Source organism: Aquimarina sp. RZ0 (genome assembly GCF_008370685.1).
GTDB lineage: Bacteria > Bacteroidota > Bacteroidia > Flavobacteriales > Flavobacteriaceae > Aquimarina.
On record NZ_VTZU01000025.1, the window covers coordinates 45,010 to 70,952 of the forward strand.

13 protein-coding genes are annotated in these 25,943 nt (G+C 33.2%); 12 read left to right on the forward strand and 1 reads right to left on the reverse strand.

Annotated features, from left to right (window positions below; all coding sequences use genetic code 11):
- Positions 1–27 precede the first annotated feature (27 nt).
- From F0000_RS11180 to F0000_RS11210, 7 genes are all read left to right on the forward strand, one after another.
- Positions 28–3,435, forward strand: a complete 3,408-nt coding sequence (locus F0000_RS11180; protein ID WP_149624801.1) for a PKD domain-containing protein — start codon at positions 28–30, stop codon at positions 3,433–3,435.
- Positions 3,436–4,243: 808 nt separating this feature from the next.
- The gene (locus tag F0000_RS11185; RefSeq protein WP_149624802.1) at positions 4,244–8,839 is read left to right on the forward strand and encodes a DUF5060 domain-containing protein; all 4,596 of its coding nucleotides are present in this window, start codon (positions 4,244–4,246) and stop codon (positions 8,837–8,839) included.
- Positions 8,840–9,593: 754 nt separating this feature from the next.
- Entirely contained in the window at positions 9,594–11,780 is a 2,187-nt protein-coding gene (locus F0000_RS11190) for a glycoside hydrolase family 9 protein (RefSeq protein ID WP_188112092.1), read from the forward strand.
- A gap of 378 nt (positions 11,781–12,158) precedes the next feature.
- Positions 12,159–13,538 carry an MATE family efflux transporter gene (locus F0000_RS11195; protein ID WP_149624826.1) on the forward strand — a complete coding sequence of 460 codons (1,380 nt, stop codon included), beginning with the start codon at positions 12,159–12,161 and terminating at the stop codon, positions 13,536–13,538.
- 183 nt (positions 13,539–13,721) lie between these two features.
- Complete coding sequence (locus F0000_RS11200; protein ID WP_188112093.1) at positions 13,722–14,765, forward strand: OmpA family protein; 1,044 nt, start codon at positions 13,722–13,724, stop codon at positions 14,763–14,765.
- A gap of 115 nt (positions 14,766–14,880) precedes the next feature.
- On the forward strand, positions 14,881–15,108 hold the full coding sequence (locus tag F0000_RS11205; RefSeq protein WP_149624804.1) for a hypothetical protein: 228 nt from the start codon (positions 14,881–14,883) through the stop codon (positions 15,106–15,108).
- A gap of 212 nt (positions 15,109–15,320) precedes the next feature.
- Positions 15,321–15,887 carry a phosphatase PAP2 family protein gene (locus F0000_RS11210; RefSeq protein WP_149624805.1) on the forward strand — a complete coding sequence of 189 codons (567 nt, stop codon included), beginning with the start codon at positions 15,321–15,323 and terminating at the stop codon, positions 15,885–15,887.
- Between the two features lie 28 nt (positions 15,888–15,915).
- On the opposite strand, the gene F0000_RS11215 is transcribed toward F0000_RS11210, so the two are convergent.
- The gene (locus F0000_RS11215; protein WP_149624806.1) at positions 15,916–16,833 is read right to left on the reverse strand and encodes an expansin EXLX1 family cellulose-binding protein; all 918 of its coding nucleotides are present in this window, start codon (positions 16,831–16,833) and stop codon (positions 15,916–15,918) included.
- Between the two features lie 185 nt (positions 16,834–17,018).
- Here F0000_RS11215 and F0000_RS11220 point away from each other — a divergent pair, with 185 nt between their 5' ends.
- The 5 genes from F0000_RS11220 to F0000_RS11240 all read left to right on the forward strand — a co-directional run bounded on the left by F0000_RS11220 (position 17,019) and on the right by F0000_RS11240 (position 25,375).
- On the forward strand, positions 17,019–20,219 hold the full coding sequence (locus tag F0000_RS11220) for a VIT domain-containing protein (protein WP_149624807.1): 3,201 nt from the start codon (positions 17,019–17,021) through the stop codon (positions 20,217–20,219).
- Between the two features lie 157 nt (positions 20,220–20,376).
- A complete protein-coding gene (locus F0000_RS11225) occupies positions 20,377–20,976 on the forward strand; it encodes a hypothetical protein (RefSeq protein ID WP_149624808.1) in 600 nt (199 codons plus the stop codon).
- 121 nt (positions 20,977–21,097) lie between these two features.
- On the forward strand, positions 21,098–21,664 hold the full coding sequence (locus F0000_RS11230) for a hypothetical protein (protein ID WP_149624809.1): 567 nt from the start codon (positions 21,098–21,100) through the stop codon (positions 21,662–21,664).
- Positions 21,665–22,016: 352 nt separating this feature from the next.
- A complete protein-coding gene (locus F0000_RS11235) occupies positions 22,017–22,961 on the forward strand; it encodes a toll/interleukin-1 receptor domain-containing protein (RefSeq protein ID WP_149624810.1) in 945 nt (314 codons plus the stop codon).
- A 923-nt stretch (positions 22,962–23,884) separates the two neighbouring features.
- A complete protein-coding gene (locus tag F0000_RS11240) occupies positions 23,885–25,375 on the forward strand; it encodes a T9SS type A sorting domain-containing protein (protein WP_149624811.1) in 1,491 nt (496 codons plus the stop codon).
- The last annotated feature ends 568 nt before the right edge of the window (positions 25,376–25,943 follow it).

The window sequence follows — 25,943 nt, forward strand, 5'->3', positions numbered from 1 at the left end:
CTAACTAAACTTAATACAATAGAAATTATGAAAACTACTCTTAAACAGGTATTCATTCTATGTTACCTTCTATTAAATGCCAACTATTATAGCAATGCCCAGACAATTCCGTCGCAACAAGGTTTTGTATATGCCGAAGGAGAAAAATTTATGCTGGATGGAAATCCCTATTACTTTTCAGGTACAAATGTGTATGACTTTTTTACATATGGATCTTCCAGTGGAGATATAGAAACCCAATTTATGGATAAAGATCGTATTGATGCCCATATGAGGAGATTATATGTCAATGGTATCAGAGTAGTGCGATTATGGGGATTTAGTCATGAAGATTGGCATGGTTTTGAACCCGAAAAAGGGGTGTACAGCGAAGCGCAATTTTCTCTTTTTGATTATATTATAAAATCTGCAGAAGCCAATGGGATCAAATTAATAGTGGCTTTAGAAAACTATTGGAATGATTATGGAGGAATCAAAGACCGGCTTAAGTGGGAAGGGATAGATGTAAGTGGTGGCGGATCACATGACCAGGGACAGTTCTTTACACACCCTGCTGCAATACAAGGATATAAGGATTATGTAGCATATTTTATTACACGTGTCAATCATTATGATGGTATAGAATATCGAAACGATCCCACGATACTGGCCTGGGAGCTTATGAATGAGCCCAGATATCAGGGATTTGGAGATGATCTTTCTTCAGATGTATTGAGAGCCTGGGTAGATGATATGGGAGAATTTATAAAAGATATAGATGCTAATCACCTTTTAGGAACAGGTTTAGAAGCACACGGATTAAAATATGGTTTTGGTGGAGATGAAGGAAATGATTTCATAAAAATTCATGAATCACCCTATATAGATTTTACATCAGCACATCCGTATATAAGAGAAAGTTGGGCAGATTTCACCTTAGAAGAAACGATGGCGCTCATATGCCAATGGGCAGATGAATCACATAATATTATTAAAAAACCACTATATGTAGGAGAGTTTAATGTAGAAATACAAGAACGATTTGAGTGGTGGGAAGAAATTTATAATTTTATTGAAGAAAAGAAAATAGGAGCAAGTGCTTTCTGGTGGTTTCCGGATGATAAAACGCCAAGAGATAAATTTGGAGTTTTTGAAGGCGATGTAGAAGTAGCCATCTACAAAGAACACGCATTGAAGATGGAAGAAATGTCTGGAGGAGAGCATATTTATCTCTCTTTACTATCTCCTAAATCAGGAGATAAATTTGTTTCTGGTAGTGATGTGCATATAGAAGCTAATTTGATTAATGAAAATAATACCGTTGCAAAAGTAGAATTTTTTAGTAATGGTGTATTAGTAGGGGAAGATGCGATCGCTCCTTACGAATTTGATTTGCAAGATCTTTCTGATGGGGTATATGAAATTACATCTGTAGCAACTAGTATAACTGGAGTCACAAAAGAATCTTCTGTCAGAAAAATCCAGATAGGAGGAGAAGGCGTGGTAGTATTAGAGTATAAAGATGCTTCTACAGCTGCTGTTAGTAATGTGATAAAACCGCATTTTAGATTATTCAACAATTCATCAGAAGATATATCTTATGCCGATCTGAGTGTACGATACTGGTATGAAACAGAAGATGATTTAGCACAAAATTTTTCTGTAGATTATGCTGTGATTGGTAATAATAACGTAATCGGAAATATTATCAATACCGAAGGGAATAAATATTATATGGAACTCACTTTCGATCCCGCTTCAGGAATGCTGGGCAGAAATGCCGGATCGGGCAGAATAGAAGCCAAAATAGCGAATAGTAATTATGCTGATGTAGACCAGACCAATGATTATTCATACGATGGAACTAAAAAAGAATTTATAGCCTGGGAAAAAGTTACCTTATACCTCAATGGGAAACTGATTAGTGGTATAGAACCTGGAACTTCTAATGATATTCCTGATGCTGTGATAACGGCATCTGCAATATCAGGCAATGGTCCGTTATCAGTTACATTTGATGCATCTGGATCAATAGATCCTAATCGAGATACATTGTCATATGTATGGGATTTTGGTAACGGAGATAAGGCAGATGGCGTAGTTACGGTGTATGAATTCATAGAATTTGGAGAACATATTGTTACGTTGACAGTGAATGATGGTAATGGAAATACTGATAGTACAACCATTATAATAACTGTTACAGATCCTAATCAGCCTCCTGTAGCATCTTATGTTTCGAATATGACATCAGGAATCGCTCCGGTAATACTGACTTTTGATGCTGCCGGATCTTCGGATCCAAACAACGATGCATTAACCTATTCCTGGGATTTCGGAAATGGAAATACTGCCACTGGAATTACTGCATCTCAGGAATTTACAGAAGCAGGTGATTTTGAAATAACATTGACTGTAAGTGATGGGAGACTAGAAGATACAGCTACAGGAACAATCAGGATAACTAATGGAGATTTACTAGCAAGTTTTACAACAGATAAAATAGAAGGGTTAGCCCCATTAGAAGTGAATTTTGACGCTTCGGGATCTGTTGACCCTTCAGGGAATGCGCTTACATACTCCTGGGATTTTGGGGATGGAGATATAGAGGCTGGAGTCACTACTTCTCATGTTTTTAATGATATCGGTACATATAATGTTGTATTAACCATAGAGAATGGATTAGGAACAACAGCAACAGAAGCAATCACAATTAGTGTTATAGAGGAGGTAGCCGATACTACGCTTGCCCTGGAGTATATAGAAGGCGGACGCGGTGAGAATACTGATAATGTGATTAATCCACATCTTCAGATTGTGAATAAAGGTAATCAATCAACAGCGTACCAGGATATCACTATCAGGTACTGGTTTACATCAGAAGATAATGATACTTTAAATTTCTGGTGTGATTGGGCACAGGTAGGCACAGATTTTATTAATGGCACCTTTGGTCAATCCAGAGGTATGGATTATCTGGAAATATCATTTGATTCAGAGGCAGGAGACCTTGTAGGGAACTCTAACTCCGGTCCTATACAAACAAGATTTTCTAAGACCGATTGGAGTCCTTTTGAAGAAGATAATGACTATTCCTATGATAGTACTATAACTAGCTACAGTGCTCATGATAAGATAACGTTGTACCTAAATGGAAACCTTATCTGGGGTGTCGAACCAACGATAATCCGATCAAACCCAGATATCCAAACAGAGACTGTAGCGTTTATAGCATATCCCAATCCTATCACCAATAAATTGATCATTGATGGTCTGGGAAATTTTGAAAAAGCAAGAATTAAACTTTTAGATGTTTCTGGAAGAATGCTAAAACAAGAATCTCTAAAATCAAAAGCTACTCAGGTAGAATTTAATACCTCTGATTTAATAGGAGGCGTATATTTTATCGAAGTGGTAGATGCTACTAAAAGACAAATTAGGAGAATTGTCAAATAGAATTTATCCATAAAAGGATCGCTTCAATAATTAAAAACCCGTACTCAATCTGATTGAGTACGGGTTTTTATTTTAGAGTATGTTTAAAAAGAATATAAATTGAAAATCAATAGTTTGAGGTTCTGAGGACACTTCAAATGATGAGTATATCGAGATATTTACATTAATTTGAAGTAAGCTCACGGTTCTTAAAATATTTGTTTTCAAGAAGTAAGGTTTTTAAACAAGCTCTTATCTCTAAAACTAGTCAAATTAAAAAGCTTAGAAAGTCGGCTGTTAACTAGTATTTGGTCAGAAATACAGCAAAAGCAAAATTTTATCAAAAATCTTTCGAATCATGAAAATTGTCTATTCCCGGTCAGGCAAATACTCCCAAAAGTAAAGTAATAAAGCTTCTTGATACAGACGTTGTTGATTCATTTATTTTTTTGAATATATGTAAATAAATAGTTTAAGAAGTTGTTATTGAGAGGAATACAGTGAATGATAGCTATAAAAATCTATAGGTGTAATCAACATGAATTGGACACATTTTTAAATAAAAATTCTTTTCAATCGAATTCTCGTTGTTTTAAAACGAATGCTATTTATTAGTATCCATATTCTAGTTTTATTAAAAACTGTGATGAGTGATGAGGTACTTTAGTTGCCAATTGACTTTGCTATACATAAAGAAAATGACTTGAATGATTTGATATTCAGTATCAAACGATTGTATTTGAGTAGCTTTTTTGTAAATATTTATTTTATAGCATAATGACAGGATTTATATTTTATTAAACCAAATCAAAACTCGAAACACAATCTCATGAAACTAACTAAACTTAATGTTTTAATAGGGTTCTTATTTGTTGGATTCCTGGTGCAAGGACAGATGGCAGAAGGAGAACTAAAAAGATGGCACAAGGTTTCATTAACATTTAATGGACCGAATACTTCAGAAACAGAAAACCCCAATCCGTTTACAGATTTTCGCCTTGATGTAACATTTACGCATCAGGGAAGTAATGCTAGATATACAGTTCCTGGGTATTATGCTGCCTGTGGGAATGCAGAAAACAATAGCTGTACATCAGGAAATAAATGGAGAGTTCATTTTACTCCCGATAGAACAGGAACTTGGAACTGGTCTGTATCCTTTAAAAAAGGTTCTAATGTGGCTATGAACGGAGGCGGCTCCGGAGGTGGTTTTATGGATGGAGATACGGGTAACTTTTCAATTGCAGAATCTGATAAGTCTGGTAAAGATTTTAGAAATAAAGACTTGGGTAGGCTTCAGTACGTAGGAGAACATTATTTAAGACATGTGGGAACAAACCCAGGAAGTCCTAATGGATCTTGGTTTATAAAAGCAGGTGCGGATTCGCCAGAAAATGCTTTTAATTATGTTGATTTTGATGCAACTCCCAGTTACAACAATAATTTAAATAAAATAGGGAATAAAACCTGGCAACCTCATCAAAGAGACTATGTAGCAGCAGATGCAAGTGCTTATACTTGGGCGAGTGGTAAAGGAACAGAGATTTTGGGAATGTTTAATTACCTTGCAAAAGAAGGAGCAAACGTAGTTTCTTTCTTAACCTGGAATACAAGTGGAGACGGGGGAGCAGTATTTCCTCACATATTAAAAGTTTCAGAACAAGAATATGGTAATACTTCGAGAGGTAGTCAATGGAATAAAGTACATCACGATCGTTTTGATGTTTCTAAACTAGCGCAATGGGAAAAAGTGATGGAATACGCTGATAAGAAAGGTGTTTATCTTCATTTTAAAACCATGGAAACTGAGAATGACAATAAAATGGATGGTAATAAATTCGGAAATGAAAGAAAGTTGTATTACCGAGAATTAATTGCGAGATTCAGTCATCATTTAGCACTAAACTGGAATTTAACAGAAGAAACTACCATACCCGTTGATGTAGCAAAAGCTACTGCAAAATATATAAAAGATATAGACCCTTATGATCATAATATTGTAATTCATACATTTCCTGGGAAACAGAATGAAGGCTATAATCCTCTAATCGGAAATAAATCTGTATTGACAGGAGCCTCTGTTCAAACAGCAAAAAGTAATGTTCATAGAGATGTTAAGAGATGGGTAGAAAAATCCAGAAACGAAGGAAAGAAATGGGTAGTTGCCAATGATGAGCAAGGAAATGCAGGAGAAGGAGTAAGAGTTTCTGATAAACAAGTGAGAGAAGAAGTGCTATGGGGTACTTTGATGGCAGGTGGCGCTGGTGTAGAATACTACAGTGGTTATACCAATGATGATGGCGATATTAATGGTAATGATCATAGAAAAAGAGGAAAAAAATATAAAGAAGGAGGCTATGCATTAGCATTTTTTAATAACTATCTGCAAGCGAATATGATAAATATGGTTTCTTCTGATGGAGTTACATCTGATGGTAATGATTATGTATTTGCACAAGCAGGAGAAATTTATGCTGTTTACAGGCCTAAAGGAGGTTCTACAGGTTTAAATTTACCTTCAGGAAATAATAAGTATGATGTGCAGTGGTATAATCCTCGAAGTGGAGGTAACTTAACATCAAAAAGTACATTGGGTAATAATTTAGTAGCCCCAGACAATAATGATTGGGTTGCCTTAATTACTAAGAAAGGTAATGGTGGAGGAAATAATACTGTTGCTGTTACTGGAGTAAATGTCTCTGATACTAATGTGACATTAAGTATTGGTCAGACAAAAGACTTAGATGCAACAGTAAGTCCTAATAATGCTACAAATAAATCTGTTACCTGGTCTTCTTCTAATGGTAACGTAGTGACAGTTAATAATTCTGGTGTGGTGAGAGCCGTATCGGCAGGTATAGCAACTATTACAGTGACTACTGTCGATGGAAGTAAAACCGCAACAAGCGCTATTACAGTTACCGGCGGAGGTGATGGTGGTGGAAATTGTATTCCACAAGAAAAAAATGGAGTAGTCGCAGTCGAAGCAGAACATTTTGTAAGTCAATCTAAAGATGGAAAAAGAAAATGGTATGTTCTAAATGGTAGTGGATCTACACCAACTCCTGATCCAGACCCGAGTCATCACAGTGGAGCCAGTGATGGTGAATATTTGGAGATCTTACCAGATACTCGTGTCACTCACGGAGATCCATTAAACGGTGATAACTTTAGTAATACCCCAGGAAAACATGCAATAGTAGATTACAAAATAAAATTCTCTAGTGCAGGTAAATACTTTGTTTGGGTAAGAGCATATTCTTCAGGAACAGAGGATAATGGAGTACATGTTGGTATTAATGGGACATGGCCAGAATCCGGTCGAAGATTACAATGGTGTTCTGGGAAAAATCAATGGACTTGGGAAAGTAAGCAACGTACAGATGCTAATCACTGTGGAGAAGCTCAGAAAATATATCTTGATATTCCTAGTGCAGGAGTACATACTATCTCATTTTCTATGAGAGAAGATGGATTCGAAATGGATAAATTTGTGTTATCCAAAACGTATACCAAGCCAAGTGGAGCAGGTCCTGCAGAAAATCTTACAGATTGTGGAGATGTTTTAGATGGTGGTAAGGTATCTACATCAAATGGATTGACATCCGTTACAACAATAACAGGCGATAATGTTGCAGATGTAATCAACTTTAGAACTACAAGTACAGCATCTAATTCTTATATCTATGTAATCACAGACGAATCAGGAAAAATCCTTACCACAGAAAATTCTTTCCATGATTTTGAAGGGGCTACACCAGGTATTTGTAAAGTATATGGATTGTCTTATACAGGATCTTTGCAACTTACAGGTAAAAATATTACTGCTGCTGATTTATCATCAGATAAGTTTTCAGTCTCTAATAACTCAATTGTAGTAACTAGAGAGAAAGATACTACTGGAGGTGGTGGCGGTAATGGAGATACGATTAGTTTATCACCAATTCATGATGCATTTATTCAGGGTATTAGAGGAACAAATAGTGAGATTGTGAGAATAGAGCAAAATAGAAGAACAGGATATCTCATGTTTGATGTTTCTTCTGTTCAGGGAACAATAACAAAAGCTGAGCTTAAGTTTACAGTGAATTCTGATGCTGGAAGTGGAGAAGTAAAAATAAATGAAGGAACCTCTAATAACTGGACAGAAACGACTTTGTCGGTTACAAACAAACCTGAAATAGGAACAGAATTAGGACAGGTTAGTAGTACTTTTGCAATTGGAAATGTGAAAACGATTCCTTTGAGCATAAGTCAAATATCTGGAGATAAGATTTCTTTGATTCTTACAGCAACTTCTGGAAATGATTTTGCCTTTGCATCAAAAGAGAACAGTTCTAACACCCCTCCACAATTAATAATTACTACAGAAAAAGTAGATGGTGGAGTCGTTAGTGGTGGTCCATTTGAGTTTACCGTTGGTGATGGTGTTGCAGATAATGTTTCTGGTGTAAAAGTAACAGGTAACAAAGGACAATCACAGTGGATAGTTACAGATGATCAAGGTTCGATCTTGGGGCTCCCGGGGGCTCCAGAAGATGTTGATTTTGATGGAGCAGGAGAAGGAACTTGTTTTATTTATCATATGAGTTATGCTGGCGAAGTGACAGATTTGGAAAAAGGCACAAATATTCAGGCATTGACAGGTACTTTGGATCTTTCTAATCGAATAACAGTTGTTAGAAAAACGGGGAGTACAAATAGTGAAGAAACAGTTGCATTATCAACAATTCACGATGCATACCTTCAAGGTAATACCAGACAAAATATCAATATAGTTCGTGTAGAACAAAATAGGAGAACCGGGTATTTAATGTTTGATTTATCGTCTGTAAAAGGAGAAATTTTGGAGGCTCAATTAGAGTTTACTGTTGATAGTGATGCTGGAAATGGTAATTTAGACGTATACAAAGGAACTTCTGATAATTGGACTGAAAATAACTTGTCTAATGCCAATAAGCCTGCAAAAGGTTCATTATTAGGAAATATAAATACTAATTATACAATTGGTACTAAGAAAATAATAAACCTTAAAGCTGGTTTGATTAAAGGCAATAAAGTAAGTCTAATATTAGAGGCTACATCAGGAAATGATTTTGCCTTCGCATCAAAAGAGAATAGAAGTGTGGGAGTACCGCAGTTGATTATAAAATATAAAGATACAGGACGTAGTACTATTGAGGATACAAGTGGTCATCTTACCGGCTTCCCTAATCCTGTAAATGATATTCTTAATTTATCAGGAATACTGGATGGAGAAAAGATATCAGTTGAGATTTATAATGTTCTGGGAGCTAAACAGAGATCAGTTGATGTCGATGCTGCCAACAATATCATAGACTTTTCTAATCTTCCTAAAGGAGCTTATTTCTTAGCAATTAGAAGTTTAGAGAGAAACGAATTCTTACGAGTAATAAAAGAGTAAATTTCTTAAAAAAAGGTTATTAACTAAGCAAAAGGAAAAGAATAGTTAAATCAAAGTCCTTTAAAAAACAAAAAAGGCTGCCTATTATATTATAATAGGCAGCCTTTTTTGTTTAGGTACCTGTCTATTATATGTTGCTTCTTTGATTTTGTTGACTTTGATAAAGAAAGATAGTATTCATCGCTGCTTAAAAGCCACTCAAGTACAAAAACATCCATTTTTTGCTTAGACAAAAAAAGAAATTATGACATAACTAAAAGCTACGACCTCTTTTTATTTTGAAATATAAATTAAAAAAGAGCAAATTTGGATGGATAGTTTTAAGACTGAATTGAATAAGTATCGAATTCTTTAGAAATGAGTACACATTCTAATTTAAAATATGCGGATAAGATTTTTAGAGCGAAAAAGCAGTATTAATATCCTACTTTTAGGATACAATTAATGATCGTATTTATTATGATTTATTAATAAAAAATAGACTCAACTAACTATATCAATTTCTTAAAAGGCTGTCTGGATTACCAGACAGCCTTTCTTTACTTTATATAATCATAATACTGATTTGCAGAGAAAATCACTTTTTTTAACCTATAAGATTCTTATAACTATCTTAACAATGTCATTTTGATTAAAAATTATTGCAATAAGAGATTTATATATTTCGTTTGAAAGCCTATAATTGCAAAATAAAATTTTTATTCAATACATTATATTTAACAAACGTAACGTTTAACGCAAATCATTATTAGAAATGAAAAGAAATCAACTAAACTTATTTTTAGTGGTATTAAGTCTTTATTGTGGACAATTAATAGCACAATTTAATTATGGAGAAGCATTACAAAAAGCGCTTTTTTTCTATGAAGTACAGCAGTCAGGAGAATTGCCAGATTGGAATCGAGTATCCTGGAGGGGAGACTCAGCATTAGAAGATGGTTCTGATGTTGGATTAGATCTTACAGGAGGTTGGTATGATGCTGGAGATCATGTGAAATTTAATTTCCCAATGGCATATAGTGTAACAACATTAGCTTGGGGTGCTATAGAATATGAAGATGCATACAGAGACAGTGGGCAATTAGATATTATAAAAAGAAACTTAAGGTTTGTTACTGATTACCTTTTAAAATGTCATACAGCACCTAATGAGTTATATGGACAAGTAGGTAATGGAGGTGTTGATCATGGATGGTGGGGTTCTCCAGAAGTGTACCCAAGAGAACGACCTTCTTATAAGATCGATGAGGCAAACCCTGGATCTGATCTTGCTGCAGAAACAGCAGCAGCAATGGCAGCAGTTAGTATTTTATTAAAAGATGATGATCCTACTTATAGCGCTACTTTAGTAACTCATGCAAAACAATTATATAATTTTGCAGATAATTTTAGAGATGAGTATTCTAATTCTATAACAGACGCAGCTGGATTTTATAGATCATTTAGTAGTTATCAGGACGAACTGGTTTGGGGTGCTTCTTGGTTATATAGAGCTACAAACGAAGCTCAGTATCTAGACAAGGCAGAGTCAGAATATGACAACTTGCAGCGAGAAGGTCAAAGTACAATTGCAAAATATAAAGAAGCTTTTTCTTGGGATGATAAAGCATATGGAGCGTATGTGTTATTAGCAGAACTTACCGGAAAGGATAAATATAAAGAAGATGCAGAGCGTAATCTTGATTATTTTTCTTTTAATGTTAATGGAGAATCTGTTCCTACAACACCAGGAGGATTACCACATTTAAGACAATGGGGTACAGTTAGATATGCGTCAAATGTTTCATTGTTATCTGTTATTTATGCGGATAAAGTGACAACTGATCCCGTTAAACAAGCAAGATATGGTGATTTTGCTAAAAGAATGGTGGATTATGCATTGGGAGATAATCCTATTAATAGAAGTTTTATGGTAGGTTTTGGTAATAACCCTGCGAATGATCCTCATCATAGAGCAAATAGTGGTAATTGGACAAATAGTCAGAGTGGACCACCAGAAGTAGCAAGTCACGTTATATTTGGAGCAGTAGTTGGAGGTCCAAAATCTCCAGATAATGATGATTTTGTAGATGATAGAGGTGAATTTATAGCGAATGAAGTAGCTTGTGATTATAATGCAGCTATAACAGGTGTATTAGCAAGAATGTATGGAGAGTTTGGAGGAGATCCATTATCTGATTTTCCTGTGGATGAAGTACCTTCTAGATCTGAAATTCGTTCAGTATCAAAATTTAATAGCAATAACCCATTCGGAAGTACAATCAGAATTTTAATACAGAATAGAACTGCATGGCCGGCAAGAGTGACGGATAAACTAAGTTATAGATATTTCTTTGATATATCAGAAGGTATTGCAGCAGGAAAAACCATTGATGATTATGATATCTCTCTTAATGGCGTTGGAAGTAGCGCTCAAATGGAGATCAAATCTGCTGGAGGAAGTATTTATTATGCAGAGATCACCAATCTACCGTCTATAGCACCTATAGGAGATCCTCAGTTCAGAACAGAAACTCAAATTAATGTAAGAGTTCAAAATGGAGTGCCTTATGATACTTCTAATGATTGGTCTGCACAGGGAATAAATGAGTCTGAAGATTTAGAAAGTGAAAATATTCCAGTGTATGATGATGGAGTATTAGTATTTGGTAACGAGCCTGGAGGTTTGTTATCAGTAGATGATATTAATGAGTCTGGATTGGTAGTATATCCAAACCCATCAAAAAGGGTTTTAAACATATCCGGAGATACTTCAGTATTACAAAACGGAAAAATTGTAATCACCGGAATTTTGGGTAATACAATCTATAATAAATCTATAACCAATAATACTACTGGTACTATAGCAATAAATACTATTGATTTTGCATCAGGAGTATATTTCCTTAATCTTACTACCAATGAAGGACGTCAACTAACGTCTAAGTTTGTAAAGGAATAAATTCCATAGAATATTTTAAATTGATTTAATACTTGTAAAAGCTGCCCTATCAGAGGGCAGCTTTTTTTTATATATGAACCAAATGACTGGATACTCTGAGTTTGTTTACCAAAAGCATGATGTGTAAACCGAATTCTTTTTAATTTGTTACGTATTCTAGTTTTAGGCAAGCGTATAATAGATGTGTGTAGTTGTGAAGATCATTGATGTGTTTATTTGCAGTCATATTAATAAAATTATAAATTTATTAGTCATCAAACTCAACTCGAGAAAAGGCTGTCAGTTAACTGGACAGCCTTTTCTTATGGAATAAACTTGCAGTAACAAGCTATATTCTGAGATGTAATCTTACTATCTTTGCCAACTCAAAAAAGAAACATGTTGCATCAATACACAAAAGAGTTTAGGTATAATCTTAAGTTAGCTGCTCCGGTAATGTTGGGAATGTTAGGGCATACTTTTGTAGGATTGATAGATAATGTTATGGTTGGGCAATTGGGAACAGCAGAATTGGCAGCAGTATCTCTGGGGAACAGTTTTATGTTTATCGCGATGTCTCTGGGTATTGGGTTCTCTATGGCAATCACGCCTTTGGTAGCAGAAGCGGATGGAGAAAATAATTTTACTAGTGGTAAATCAATCTTTAAACACGGTTTTCTTTTGTGTACAGTCCTTGGCGTACTATTGTTTATAGGGGTAGTGTTTGCCAGACCTCTTATGTATCTAATGAAGCAGCCTACAGAGGTTGTAGCATTGGCAATACCCTATCTGGATCTGGTGGCAGTCTCATTAATCCCTCTAATAGGTTTTCAGGCACTAAAACAATTTTCTGATGGGTTGTCAATGACCAAATACCCAATGTATGCTACTCTAATAGCTAATGTTGTCAACGTAGTTTTAAATTATCTATTAATTTTTGGAAAATTTGGTTTTCCTGAGATGGGTATTGTGGGAGCGGCAGTAGGAACATTGGTCTCCAGACTAATAATGGTTATTTTTTTATGGATATTGCTAAAAAGCAAAGAAAAATCTAAAGCATATCTGTCATCTATCAAATTTTTTATTTTAGAAAATAAAATGTTTAAAAAAATAGTCTTGTTAGGTTTTCCCTCTGCCTTACAAATGTTTTTTGAAGTAGGTATTTTTACCGCAGCAATTTGGCTATCGGGGATTTTGGGTAAAAACCCACAGGCAGCTAATCAAATAGCACTAAACCTTGCTTCTATGACATTTATGGTAGCTATGGGGCTAAGTGTAACAGCAATGGTGAGAGTAGGAAACCAAAAAGGACTCCAGCAGTTTAAAGAATTAAGGAGAATAGCATTTTCGATTTTTTTGTTGACACTCCTGATAGAAGTAGCATTTGCTTTACTTTTTATAGTTTTTAATACAGTGCTACCACAGATTTATCTTGATGTAAATGATCTGGAAAATTTATCGGATACTAATGAAGTTATTGGTATCGCTGCCCGACTTCTGATAATTGCAGCATTATTTCAGATATCAGACGGAATTCAAGTAGTAGTTTTGGGAGCTCTTAGAGGTTTACAGGATGTAAAAATTCCTACAGTTGTTACGTTTATTGCCTATTGGATTGTTGGTTTTCCTATTAGTTATTATTTAGGATTGTATACAGAATATAAAAATTCGGGCATTTGGATTGGATTATTAGCAGGATTATCAGTGTCTGCAATACTGTTATCTATGAGGTTCAACTATTTGAGTAAAGATTTAATATCCAGAAAAGGAAATTTATAAAAATTTTAATAATCTCTTTTTAAGATTTGCAATATAGAAAGTTTTACATCGTTTCTTTTTTTGGATTAGTTTTTGTTACTTTCCAAAAGTATATTTTGTATTAATATATATTTAACTATATTTCAACATAATTACCAACACAAAAGAAAAGAGATGCGAAGCCCAAAATCTAACCTTTACTTTTTGCTTATTTTATTTTTAGTGATCGCTAATAATAATGTGAGTCAAGCTCAAAATTTAATTCCTAATCCAAGTTTTGAAACTACAAATGCTGCAGTAAAAAAACTAAAGCATGAGATGAGAAACTTTGGTATTATAGCTAATTGGAAATCATTAACCAATACGCCGGATGCACATCACCCTGCTGTCAATGAGGTGAATTTTGCTCATAAGGCACCAGGTTTTTTAAAACAATTTGGTCCTCAAGAACCTAGAACAGGGGAAGGAAAAGTTGGGTTATATGTAACCAATAATAATTCTAAAGAATCTATTACAGCTAAATTAATAACACCATTAAAAGCAGGGAAATATTATTATTTTCATATGTATGTATCTTTAGGAGAAGGTTTGTCTAACTCCTGTACTTCTTCTATAGGATCTTATTTTACAGCAAGAGTACCCAGAATTACAGAGACATCAACATATAAATTACATATTAAATCTTCTGAAATGGTTTGTGATACTCAGGAGTGGACTAAAGTATGTGGAGTGTATAAAGCAAAAGGGACAGAGAAATATGTCTCTCTTGGATATTTTTCTGATAGTGCTAACGGTAAATCTTTAAAAGGAGGAGATTTTAGTGATGCATATTATTATATAGATGATGTAGAATTAAGAGAAATGAAAGATATACAGAATCTAAATGTTAATGATATCTGTAATATGGCATTAGATTTTTCTGATATAGAATACCTGATTGGAGAAAGTGAGGTATATGAAGAAATAAAGACAGCTTTAGACTCGTATCTGCAATACCTCAAAATATTTGATGTAAATAGTATTAAGATTATTGGACATGCAAATGATTCTGAAATAGAATTTGAGAACGAAATTTTGTCTGCCGCGCGTGCAGGTTTTGTGAAAACTTACCTTGTAGAAAATGGTGTAGATGAATCGTTGATAGAGTTTATGGGAGTAAGTAATACTCAACCAAGAGAAGAAGAAGGAATTGATCCTGCAGAACTAGGATCAAATGCCAGAGTACAGATTATTATAGAATCAAAATAAAGTCTTAATAAACAAACACAAAAAGAGGTAAATTTTATTTAAAATTTACCTCTTTTTGTGTTTGTTATTTTGATTTGAAACTTCGTAGCTTTGTTATCTAATTTTAAAAAAAACTATGGGGTTCCCAAAATTTCTATTAGGTGATAATACAGATCACCCAGATTCAATCTTTATAATTCATACAGAGTTCCCCAGATTTATTATAAATCTGGAGAATGACGAAGTAGAATGGTTAGAAGAATTTGATAAGGAAGATAAAAGTGAATTAGAGAGCGAAGCAGAAAGTTTGATCCAGGCGGCGAATGATTTTTATGATCGGGAAATTGAGCGTTATGATGGATGATACGCAACCTGTTATACCATTTTCGCTTTAAAATTACCCAAATAAAATACAGTTGTTTTTTCTTTAGGCAAAAAAGAAAAGTTCAGTATAGCCTAAGCTACAGTTAATTTTTATTTTAAAGCATAAGGGGAAAAGAACAAATTTTAGGGGGTAATTTTAAGGTAGAAATTATTTAATTATTTTAATGTTCAAGAAATACTTATTGTTTTTTTATGGAAGAATTAATACAATTAGACAAAGATCTGTTTATATATCTTAATAATCTGGGGACACCTTTTTGGGATGATTTCTGGTTATTTGTGACTGAAAAAATTAATCAAGCGCCTCTAGTTTTGATTCTATTATATTTTTTTCATAAATATTTTGGAGTTAAAGGGACAGTTATTACAATTATTACAATAGCATTATTAATAACAGTATCTGATCAATTATCTAATCTTTTTAAGAACGTGTTATTTATGCGACCAAGACCTTGCCAGTTAGAAGGTGTCGGTGAATTTACCAGATTTATAGCAGAACGATGTGGGCGTCACGGGTATTTTTCTGCCCACGCATCAACATCTATGGGAGTTGCATTTTTTACTGGATTAGCATTGCAGAAAAAATTAAAATATATTTTCCCGTTTATGGTGCTTTGGTCTATTGTATTTAGCTATAGCAGAATTTATATAGGTGTTCACTATCCAGGTGATATTATTACAGGGATGATTATTGGTATTTTATTAGGAGTAGGAACCTATAAATTGCATAGCTTTTTGATTGCAAAGTATAACAAGTAATTATAGCTATATTTTAGTTTGAAACTTCTTATTGTTTAATCATTTTTACTGTTTTTTTGTTCTCAACTAAAATATAATAAATCCCTTTGGGAAAGGAAGAAACATCTATTCTTTTAGCAGTACCCTGGCGTAGCGTTTTGCCAGAGTTATTAAAGAGTTTCCAGGGGGTAGTATTTTTTGTAGTAATATTTATAATTCCGGATGTAGGGTTAGGGAAAAGAGTAGTTGTCAAGGCTTCTGTTAAGGCTTCATTACACTCGGCAGGAGTAGAAAATTGAAGTCCTGTATCAAAATCTTGAGCGAGGTTTAGTTCAATATTTTCAAAAATAAGTTCTTCGTTTAATACAGAAGTTATTCTCAAATTCATAGGAGAAGGAATGCCAGAAGTTTCTATAAAAAAGTTGAATAATTCTCTATTGATAGCTTTCCAGCTGGTGTCTGGGTTTTGATATTCCATTTTGGCAATTGCATGGTTGATATCTCTAAATTGAATAGCTGTCCAAAACTGACTAGAGCCTTCTTTAAAATTAATTTTAATAGATGGAGAATTTGTATTTTCTGTACAAGGAACAAATTTCCAGGATATAGGTACTCTACCATCAATTACATCAGCAATCATTGCAAAGGCTTCCTGAGTCATATCTACATCTCCAGAAGCACACTCAGGACATCTGTCTACAACTTTTAGGGTGACACTACCTCTGGCTCCAGTAACTTCGATGCAAGCTCCACAAGCAGTACTGCCATCATAATCAAAGTTATTCAATGCGCAATGCAAAAAATCCCCGGTGACAACAGGCAGAGAACAATTACCAAAAGTACCACCGGCTACACCTCCATAGTATGTACCCTCACCAGTATGTATGGTATTATTACATTCTTGAGAAGAAATTTTGAAAAAAGAGATAAATAATAATATAAATAAGTAGTAGTTCTTTGATTTCATGATAGATTTTTTAACCCAGTTTAGATTTTTATATAAGATAATTAGTGTTGTCCTAAATATACGTTGGATTAAAGAAATTAGTATACACTCTATATAATTTAATAATTTCTTGTAATTTTTAACAGATAATTAGTTGGCATAAAACTTGACTACATCATTATCAAACTTCAGTAAATCAAAAACATATGAAAAAAATATATACTTGTATTTTGTCTGTATTACTATCATTTTTAACATATGCTCAGGATATTCCTATATTGAAAGTATCAGATACACCAGTTGGATTATCTTCATTAGATATAAACGTAGCAGTAATAGGGAATATAGCAACCACCACATATGATATGCTTTTTTATAACCCTTCCAATAGTATTTTAGAAGGAGAATTATCATTTCCCTTAGGAGAAGGTCATGAGGTCTCTCGTTTTGCTTTAGATGTTAATGGGAAGCTTAGAGAAGCAGTAATTGTAGAAAAAGAGTTAGGTAGAATTGCTTTTGAAGGCGTGGTAAGAAGAGGTGTTGATCCGGCTTTATTGGAAAAAGGAAGCGGTAATAACTATAAAGCTCGTATTTATCCAATTCCGGCAAATGGATATAAAAGAATTGTGTTGGCATATGAGCAAGAGTTGATTTATACAGCTGAATCACACTATTATAATCTACCACTAAGTTTTAGTAATAAATTAAGTCACTTCTCATTAAATATGGTGGTTTTTGATCAAAAAAGTAAACCAATAATCGAGAAAGGTAACATATCAGGGTTAGAATTTTCTAATTGGAAACAAAATTATACAACAGCGATAACTAAAAAGAACTACATACCTAATAAGAATGTACTCATCAAAATACCGATATCGTTAGCCACAGAAAAAATAATTACCTCTGATAATTATTTTTATCTATATAAAACGGTAAAACCAGAAAATAGAAAAAGAGAAAAATCTGATCAGGTCACAATATACTGGGATATATCTTTATCTATGAAAAATAGAAATCTACAAAAGGAGTTAGATTTTTTGGACACTTATTTTTTATATGAACAAGATATAGATGTCAATTTTATAACATTTAGTAATAGTAAATTATCCGAAAAACTTTTTAGCATCAAAAATGGTAACTGGAAATTATTGAAAGAAACGATAGCACTGTTAGTGTATGATGGAGGTACTTCTTATGCATCAATTTTTAGTGAGAAAAAAACAGCGGATAGTATCTTTTTATTTTCTGATGGTATGATCAGTTTAGATATGGTAAAGATACCAGACTACTGTCCCGTTTTTATAATAAATAGTACTGCCAGAGCAAATCATCAAACATTAAAAAATAAGGCAGAACAAACGAATGGTGCGTATATTAACTTACAGACAAAATCCATTGTGGATGCCATGAATAATATCATGTATGAACCGTTCAGATTTTTAGGGTACACCTCCAAAACTAACCAAGGAGAAATATACCCCAATATGCCAGTGAGTTTGTCACATGATTTTTCTATATCAGGAAAATATTTTACTGAGGGAGAGATTCTAGAATTAAATTTTGGATATGGAAATGATGTTACGCAATGTATATCAGTAAAAATAGATGTTCATCAAGAAAAAAGTGTAGATATAAGAAGAATTTGGGCACAGAAAAAATTAAATTTTTTACAAAAAGATGTAGAGAATCATAAAAACCAGATTACAGCTCTTGGAAAAACGTATGGTTTAGTCACGGACTATACCTCTTTAATTGTTCTGGAAGATGTACGAGATTATATCGCCTATCAGATACCTCCTCCAGAAGAATTGTTAGAAGAATATAATAGAATTCTGGCATCAAAAGATGATAAGGTAGATGCCAGTATAAGATTTCAGAATACTATAGAAGAATCTGTTGAAAAAACTATGATCGAGCAAGAGTTTGAAATCGTACAAGAAGAAAAAATAGTAGCAGCACCTATGTTAAGGTCAGTTGAAAATGATCTGGAAGAAATAATAGAAGTTGAAGAAATACTCGATATAGCAGATGAAGAAGAACTCTTATTTGTACCATTTTCTTTAATAGAACAGGTACCTGTTTTTCCTGGCTGTGAAGAGAATATAAGTAATGACCAGAAAAAACAATGTTTTTCTGAAAAAGTTGGAAATATGGTCTCAGAAAATTTTAACGCTGATTTAGGCAAAGATCTCAATATATCAAATGGTATTCAAAGAATATACACCCAATTTACTATTGATAATAAAGGAAGAGTTACGAATATAATGGCTAGAGCTTCTCATAGAAAACTCGAAGAAGAAGCTATTAGAGTGTTAACACTAATACCTGCATTGACTCCAGGGAAACAAAGAGGAATTGAAGTAGATGTGCAATATTCTTTACCCATTGTTTTTAACATAAATAGTACAGGAAACTCTTCAATACAGATTGCTTCTAATCTACAGAATACTGCCGTGAAACCTACTCCTTTTAAAAAATATACGGGTGATCTTACTATCAAAGAAAGAAAGGTAGATCAGCGCTATATAACAGCACTCAGTAAATCAAAAAATAAGGAAGAAGCCTATAAAATATATTTAACACAACGAAAACAATATATAAAGATTCCTGCCTATTTTGTAGATGTTTCTAATTTTTTCAGAAAACGATATAAGGAGCATATATATGCTGATAGAATATTATCCAATATTCCTGAAACAGATTTTGATAATTACGAATTATTAAAAGTATATGGATACCAATTACAAGCAGCACAATATCATAATCAGGCAGTATTTATTTTTGAGCGTGTATTAGAGTTGAGGTCAGAAGATGTTCAATCCTATAGAGATCTAGCTCTGGCATATGAAAACATAGGAAAATGTCAGGAGGCATTAGACTTATTAAATAGTATTATAAGTGGTGAAATATATAAAAATTCTAAAAGGCGTGTATTTGTCGGAATCAAAAATATTGCAAAAAATGAAATCAGAACCCTTATTCATAAATATAAAAAGGACTTGGATATAAGCAAAATCGATAAGCACCTATTAAAGCCTGTGACATATGATATTAGGGTCACCACAGATTGGAATCACAATGATACTGATATTGATTTGCATATTATAGACCCTAATCTCGAAGAATGCTATTATAGCCATAATAGGACAAGCATTGGAGGGCATATATCAGAAGATATGACACAAGGGTTTGGCCCTGAGGAGTTCACGCTAAAAGATGCAATAAAAGGGACTTACTATGTGAAGATTAAGTATTATGGAGATCAGTACCAAAAAAATGAAAATCCTACCTTCATGAAAGTGACCATGTTTAAAAACTATGGAACAAGCAAAGAAATCAAAAACATAAGCGTTATCAGGTTGACCAAAAAGGATAACGAAGAAATGATCGCTACAATAGAAATATGATTATGTCTTTTACATAAAGAATAGTGTTTTTTTTAACCTTTGCTATAAAATAGTATTTACGGATTCTGTGGTCTCAAATATAATGTCCTGAGGTATTGTCTAAAACGAATGTTTACTTATTGTATTAAAATCATACTAAATGGTAAATATTTTAATTATGAAGGTTAAAAATAAATTCCAGATTATTAGTTTAATGCTAACACTCTTTTTGTTAGCTATTGGATGTACAAACGATGATGTGTTTATAAATCCTGTAGAAGACATATCAACCTATAGAGGGACCCAAAGTCCGGGAGATGTATGGCAATGGCAGTTTAATCATACGAATAATAGAATGATTGCTATTTGGGATGTAGGTACTTTTGATGATACTACAGATGATATTCGCATAGAAGTTGATTTTCAAATACTTTCTTCTGGATTTCTAAAAGTTAATATAGATCAGGTGACTCCTTCATCTCCTGAAATTCCCGATGATGGAACTGCTTTTTTTTATGCACTAGAAGTAGACGAAATGGCACTTATGGTCAAACCCGAAGGAAGTATAAAAGGAGATGTAATAGCATTGGTGGCAGTGGGGGATTGCAGTAACACATTAAATTCTTATAATTATATCGTTACTGCTCCCGGAAACCCGAGTTTTGATCCTATTACAGAAGAAGCCTTTGGGAGTATTACTATTAATAACGGTGTAATACGATTTACAACTAAAAATTTCGCATATTCATCGTTTCTTTTTCCTTTCTACTTGGTTTAAAAAATAAACCGTAGCTATAGCTATGCTTGATTTTTTTGCCTTGCATAAAGAAAAAATAATTCAATGAATTTATACGAATTTTTTAATCACAAATCGTATAATTTCTGGAGTAAAACAAAGTTTGGATTGTATAGAAGGCTCTTGTTCCACATCAGGAATAATTAATGGCTTTCCAGAAATAAGGTGTATAGATAATGCACAGATTGAAATTGAAGAGGCGGGAACAACCATTGCTAAAGGGCAATTTACAAATTCAGGCGTTATGATGATGGATTTTGGATTAGGTGAAGGAGGGATATTTGCTTTAAAAAAAGACACAACGATCTCGCTCAATGATTTGGAGAATAATGTATGCAATGGTATTGTTTATCAACCACAATCTATAAATGATAAAACACTTCCTGTAAAGATAAGTTTTATAAAAAATACTGAAAATTCTATTGAGGGTACTGGTTATTTATATACCAATGTAGAAAATGATGAGATAAATCTTACTGAAAATATAAGTATAGTTCCGGATGCGATAACATCAGGGTTAATTACAGGAAGGATTATACATGGGGATACTTCTGAGACACCATTTGTGGCAGCATTTATTGTTAATAATGATAAGCAAATTCTGGTGTTAAGTAGTACGACAAATGAATCAGGAAACCCGCCTTTTATGTTAGTGCTAACTAAAAAATAGAAGAGAAGGCATTTTATTTTAGAAAATTCAAAGGATGAATACTCTTACTTGCTATAAGGGAAAAAATCAAATGCGGTTTAATGAAGGAGGTATTAATAGTTCTAAATATTAGTATATTTAGCCAGGTATTAATAAAAGAGCTATCAAGATCTATTTTACCAAGTGACAATTAGAGTATGTTTAAAAACCCTTCTGCCTGCTGGTCATTACTTTGACAACCTTGACTTTACTTCAAATAAGCAACATATCTCGATATGTCGTCGATTTGAAGTGTCGTCAGAACACCAAACTACTGACAATCAGTTTGCATTGTTTTTAAACATGCTCTTAGAAAAAACAAAAAGTAAATACAATGAACCATAGATTTTTTTTAAGTCATTATAGTGGCGATAAAAATATTGCAGATATAGTTTCCAGAACGCTGAAAAGAATAACACTTAATCAAATTGTTCCCTGGTTTTCTTCGGATGAATCAGGAACAGGAGGATTAAAACCAGGAAATCTATGGTTCAATGAAATTTTAGATAAAATCCAGAAAAGCAAAGCAGTTGTTGCAATCCTTACTCCGAATAGTATATCGAGACCTTGGATATATTTTGAGACAGGAATAGGTCAAGCGTTAGAGGATTGCGAAGTTATGCCAATTTGTATTGGAATAGATAGAAGCAAAGTTTATCCACCTCTTGGTTTATATCAATGCTACCAATTAAGTGATTATCGCTCATTTAAAGAATTTATTTCTAAGCTCTTAGGAAAATTTGATATTCCTTTTGATGAAGATGCATTTAAACCAATTCTAGAAACAGCATTAACGGAGATTTTAGGAATTAAATTAGAAGAGAAAGAAGATGAAGCAACTCCAAAAGTTGTTGAAATAATTGATGATTTAAGAAATCACATAGATAAAAGATTTTTAGAGATTCTGGAAAAACCAGCTATGAATCGTACTCAAAATGATTTGGCAAGTGCAGATGCCAATATTAGAACAAACGAAAATGATGACTATTTAGCTTCCTATACTGTACCAGTAGAAATCAATTTAGATGATCATAAATCGAAACACTATATTGAGATAAGATATGACAATACATTTGGAGATATTATCACCAATTTATATTTTATTATCGAAGAGTATGTTCAGCCCTATAGATATCTCCAATCTTGGATTTTAAGAGAGAAAAAGAGTAGGCGATTACTTGTAATTCGCGAAGTGGGAGATTTAATTCCGGCAAGAATAATATTCAAGCCAGAATTTCAATTAGAAATAATAAGTTTACCCCAATCGTATGACCCGTAAATTAGTCGAGATAGAGTAATGGAGGGGTGAAAAATTAAAACGTCATGCTGTGTATGAGTTTTGTACATCCATTTGGGAAGTATAAAGCAAATTATAATAATACTGATAAAAAAGAAAAAGTAAGCACTATGTATCTTTCCTTTAAATTAAGCGTACACGATAAACTTCATAACAAAATAATAATACCAGTTGTTGTTTGAATTTACTAGAAAAAAAATAAGGTTTTTTATCTCGGTGAATAAGAAAAATCAATCATAGCAGGGCTACGGTTTGTTTTTATTCTGAAGCTGAGGTGAAAAAGAACATTTTACCCGATAATCGAGATTTAAATGCTAAGAGGCTTGCCTCGAAATCGAAATGATTTTTTCTGATAAATGCCTCGTTGGCTTGCCCCGAGGTAGTTTACTCCAGTAAATTCAAATGGCAACTGGTATATGAGCTGAGAAATAAAATAATTGGCAAGGCTAGATAGGTGAGGTTTCAACTAGATGTATGTATGTGTATGCAGAGGATTGAGTCAAATATTTTATATAAAAAAGCAGGGTTACCCATTTAAGTCTCAAAGTACTGAAAATGAAATATAAATTTAGGATCTATATTTTTACAAATAGACTTTATAACGCAAGTGTAAATAGAGTCCAACACAATATCATTAATAAATTAATGCGACGTAACTGGGTAACCCTATAAAAAAGTATAAATTTATTTTTTAGGGATTTTTCTGTAATAGCTGTTTATATATAAATAACGACATCTTAAAACTGAAATATGATGAGTTCAATAAAAATGACTCTGCATAATTTAAACTAGGGATAAAAATTTTAACGACCGTTACATCTGTTGTTATTATTAAAAATTTTTATGTCATCTGTTAAAAAAGTAAGTGTTATATAAATATCTAAGATCTTAAAAATACCGTAACCATGAAAAAAAATTATTTAAACACCTTATTTGTAGCAGGACTATTCATCTCCTGTTACTTTACTCATGCACAACAATGGAATGAAATAGCTACTATTGATGGAGAAAATCCTAGAGCTGAATTAGGCACTACTGCCATCTCTAGAGATGGAAATTATATGATAGTTGGAGCTGGAATAGACAGTCAGGTGAATACGGATTCTGGAGCAGCAAGAGTGTATGAATTAGTAGCTGGTGATTGGGTTCAGAAAGGACAAGAAATACTAGGAACAAACCGAGACAGCTTTGTTGGAGATGCTATAGCTATTTCAGGTTCAGGAAATAGAATTGTAATAGGAGATACAGGATTTGAAGTTAATGGTGAGCCAGCAGCGGGAAGAGTTGATGTTTATGACTTTAATGGCACGACCTGGGAAACTGTAGGTAATGCAATTATAGGGCAAGCATTTCGGGACTCTTTCGGCTTGTCAGTAGATATTACCCCAGATGGTAGTAAAATAGCATTTGGAAGTATAAAAAACCTAAATGGAACTATAATGGTATTTGAGTTACAAGGAGATACATGGACACAGATAGGACAAGATATTAATGGAGGCGACCAAACAACGCCTCCATTTAATCAACTTTCGCTTTTTGTAAAACTTAATCCTGATGGGATTCGAGTTATAGCTACTGACCCTAAGTTTGATGAGCGTAGAGGTCGAGTTCAAGCGTATGAATTACAAGGAGATACATGGGTTGAATTAGGATCATCTATTGTAGGGGATAATGCAAATGATTCATTGACTAATTTGAATGTTAATGAGGACTTAACTCAGATAATAGTAGGTGCTAATGCTGATATTAATGGTACAGATTCTGGGCAAGCAAAAGTATTTGAATTTGTTGGTAATGATTGGGTTCAAAAAGGACAGACGTTATTAGGAGAAAAACCAGCAGATTTTTTTGGTACATCTACTGCGATAAACGAATCTGGAGATATAATCGCAGTATCTACATTATTCGATGATGATAATGGGGAAAACTCAGGTTCTGTTAAAGTGTTCAAGCTCATAAATGATAATTGGGTACAACAAGGAGAGAATATACTGGGAGAAACGGAAAACGATAGACTAGGTCAGTCAGTAAATATGAGTTTATCTGGAGATATTGTATATGTTGGAGTACCAGGAAAAGATATTAATGGGCAGGAAGATGTAGGGCAAATAAAAGTTTTTAGAAACGACAATGTTTTATCAATAGATGATAATGAAATAAATACCATTTTTAAAGTATATCCTAATCCTAGTATAAATAATTTCGATATAGATTTAACTGCTATTCACAAAGAAGTAAAAGTAACTATTATTGATGTTGTCGGGGGAAAAGTATTTAATAATAAATATCAAAATACAAGTAAAATTAAAGTTGCTCATAATTTAGCATCTGGATTATACTTAGTTAGTATAACCTCTCAGAATACAGAAAAACAGTTTAAATTAATAGTAAAGTAGCATTGAATTTTACTTAAATATATAAAACCACCGTCAAAGACGATGATCATGTTTTAAAGACTTTCCTATTATTTAGCTTCGCTCATCTAAAACTTTTTAAGATGAGTAAATATAGAAAATTAACGCATGTCTATTAGAAATGATTGATAAATAGGGTCACCAGTTGTTGTTTGAATTTTCTTTTCCATTAAACTCAATGGGAATTGTATAAACAGCTATAAAAACTGATCTACTCCTAATTTCAGTATAGCACCATCACAGTTAGGTTCAAAAATGCAGCGGAGCTTCAGTTTATGGTGATTTCATTTCAGGATGATATAAGAGATTTTCTATGGTATCATCAGAATTGCATTAATTAACGAGTCTATTAATCACATCGTTCGCTTACTTGTAAAACGTAATTTTCTGTTATGTTTTTTCAAAATCCTATCAATAAAGTATAAAACAATCATAAGAAAATAAGGAAGATAAAGAAGAATAAAGGAATAAGATTCATAATTTTTTGAAATATCTGTTTTTGTTATCTTAAAAATTTTAAGATAAGTTCTTGTAAATCTTTATCAAAAAT

What these genes read in the sequence shown, in the direction of transcription:
- F0000_RS11180 (WP_149624801.1), top strand. Translation starts at nt 28, where the DNA reads ATGAAAACTACTCTTAAACAGGTATTCATTCTATGTTACCTTCTATTA.
- F0000_RS11185 (WP_149624802.1), top strand. Translation starts at nt 4,244, where the DNA reads ATGAAACTAACTAAACTTAATGTTTTAATAGGGTTCTTATTTGTTGGA.
- F0000_RS11190 (WP_188112092.1), top strand. Translation starts at nt 9,594, where the DNA reads ATGAAAAGAAATCAACTAAACTTATTTTTAGTGGTATTAAGTCTTTAT.
- F0000_RS11195 (WP_149624826.1), top strand. Translation starts at nt 12,159, where the DNA reads ATGTTGCATCAATACACAAAAGAGTTTAGGTATAATCTTAAGTTAGCT.
- F0000_RS11205 (WP_149624804.1), top strand. Translation starts at nt 14,881, where the DNA reads ATGGGGTTCCCAAAATTTCTATTAGGTGATAATACAGATCACCCAGAT.
- F0000_RS11210 (WP_149624805.1), top strand. Translation starts at nt 15,321, where the DNA reads ATGGAAGAATTAATACAATTAGACAAAGATCTGTTTATATATCTTAAT.
- F0000_RS11215 (WP_149624806.1), bottom strand. Translation starts at nt 16,833, where the DNA reads ATGAAATCAAAGAACTACTACTTATTTATATTATTATTTATCTCTTTT.
- F0000_RS11220 (WP_149624807.1), top strand. Translation starts at nt 17,019, where the DNA reads ATGAAAAAAATATATACTTGTATTTTGTCTGTATTACTATCATTTTTA.
- F0000_RS11225 (WP_149624808.1), top strand. Translation starts at nt 20,377, where the DNA reads ATGAAGGTTAAAAATAAATTCCAGATTATTAGTTTAATGCTAACACTC.
- F0000_RS11235 (WP_149624810.1), top strand. Translation starts at nt 22,017, where the DNA reads ATGAACCATAGATTTTTTTTAAGTCATTATAGTGGCGATAAAAATATT.
- F0000_RS11240 (WP_149624811.1), top strand. Translation starts at nt 23,885, where the DNA reads ATGAAAAAAAATTATTTAAACACCTTATTTGTAGCAGGACTATTCATC.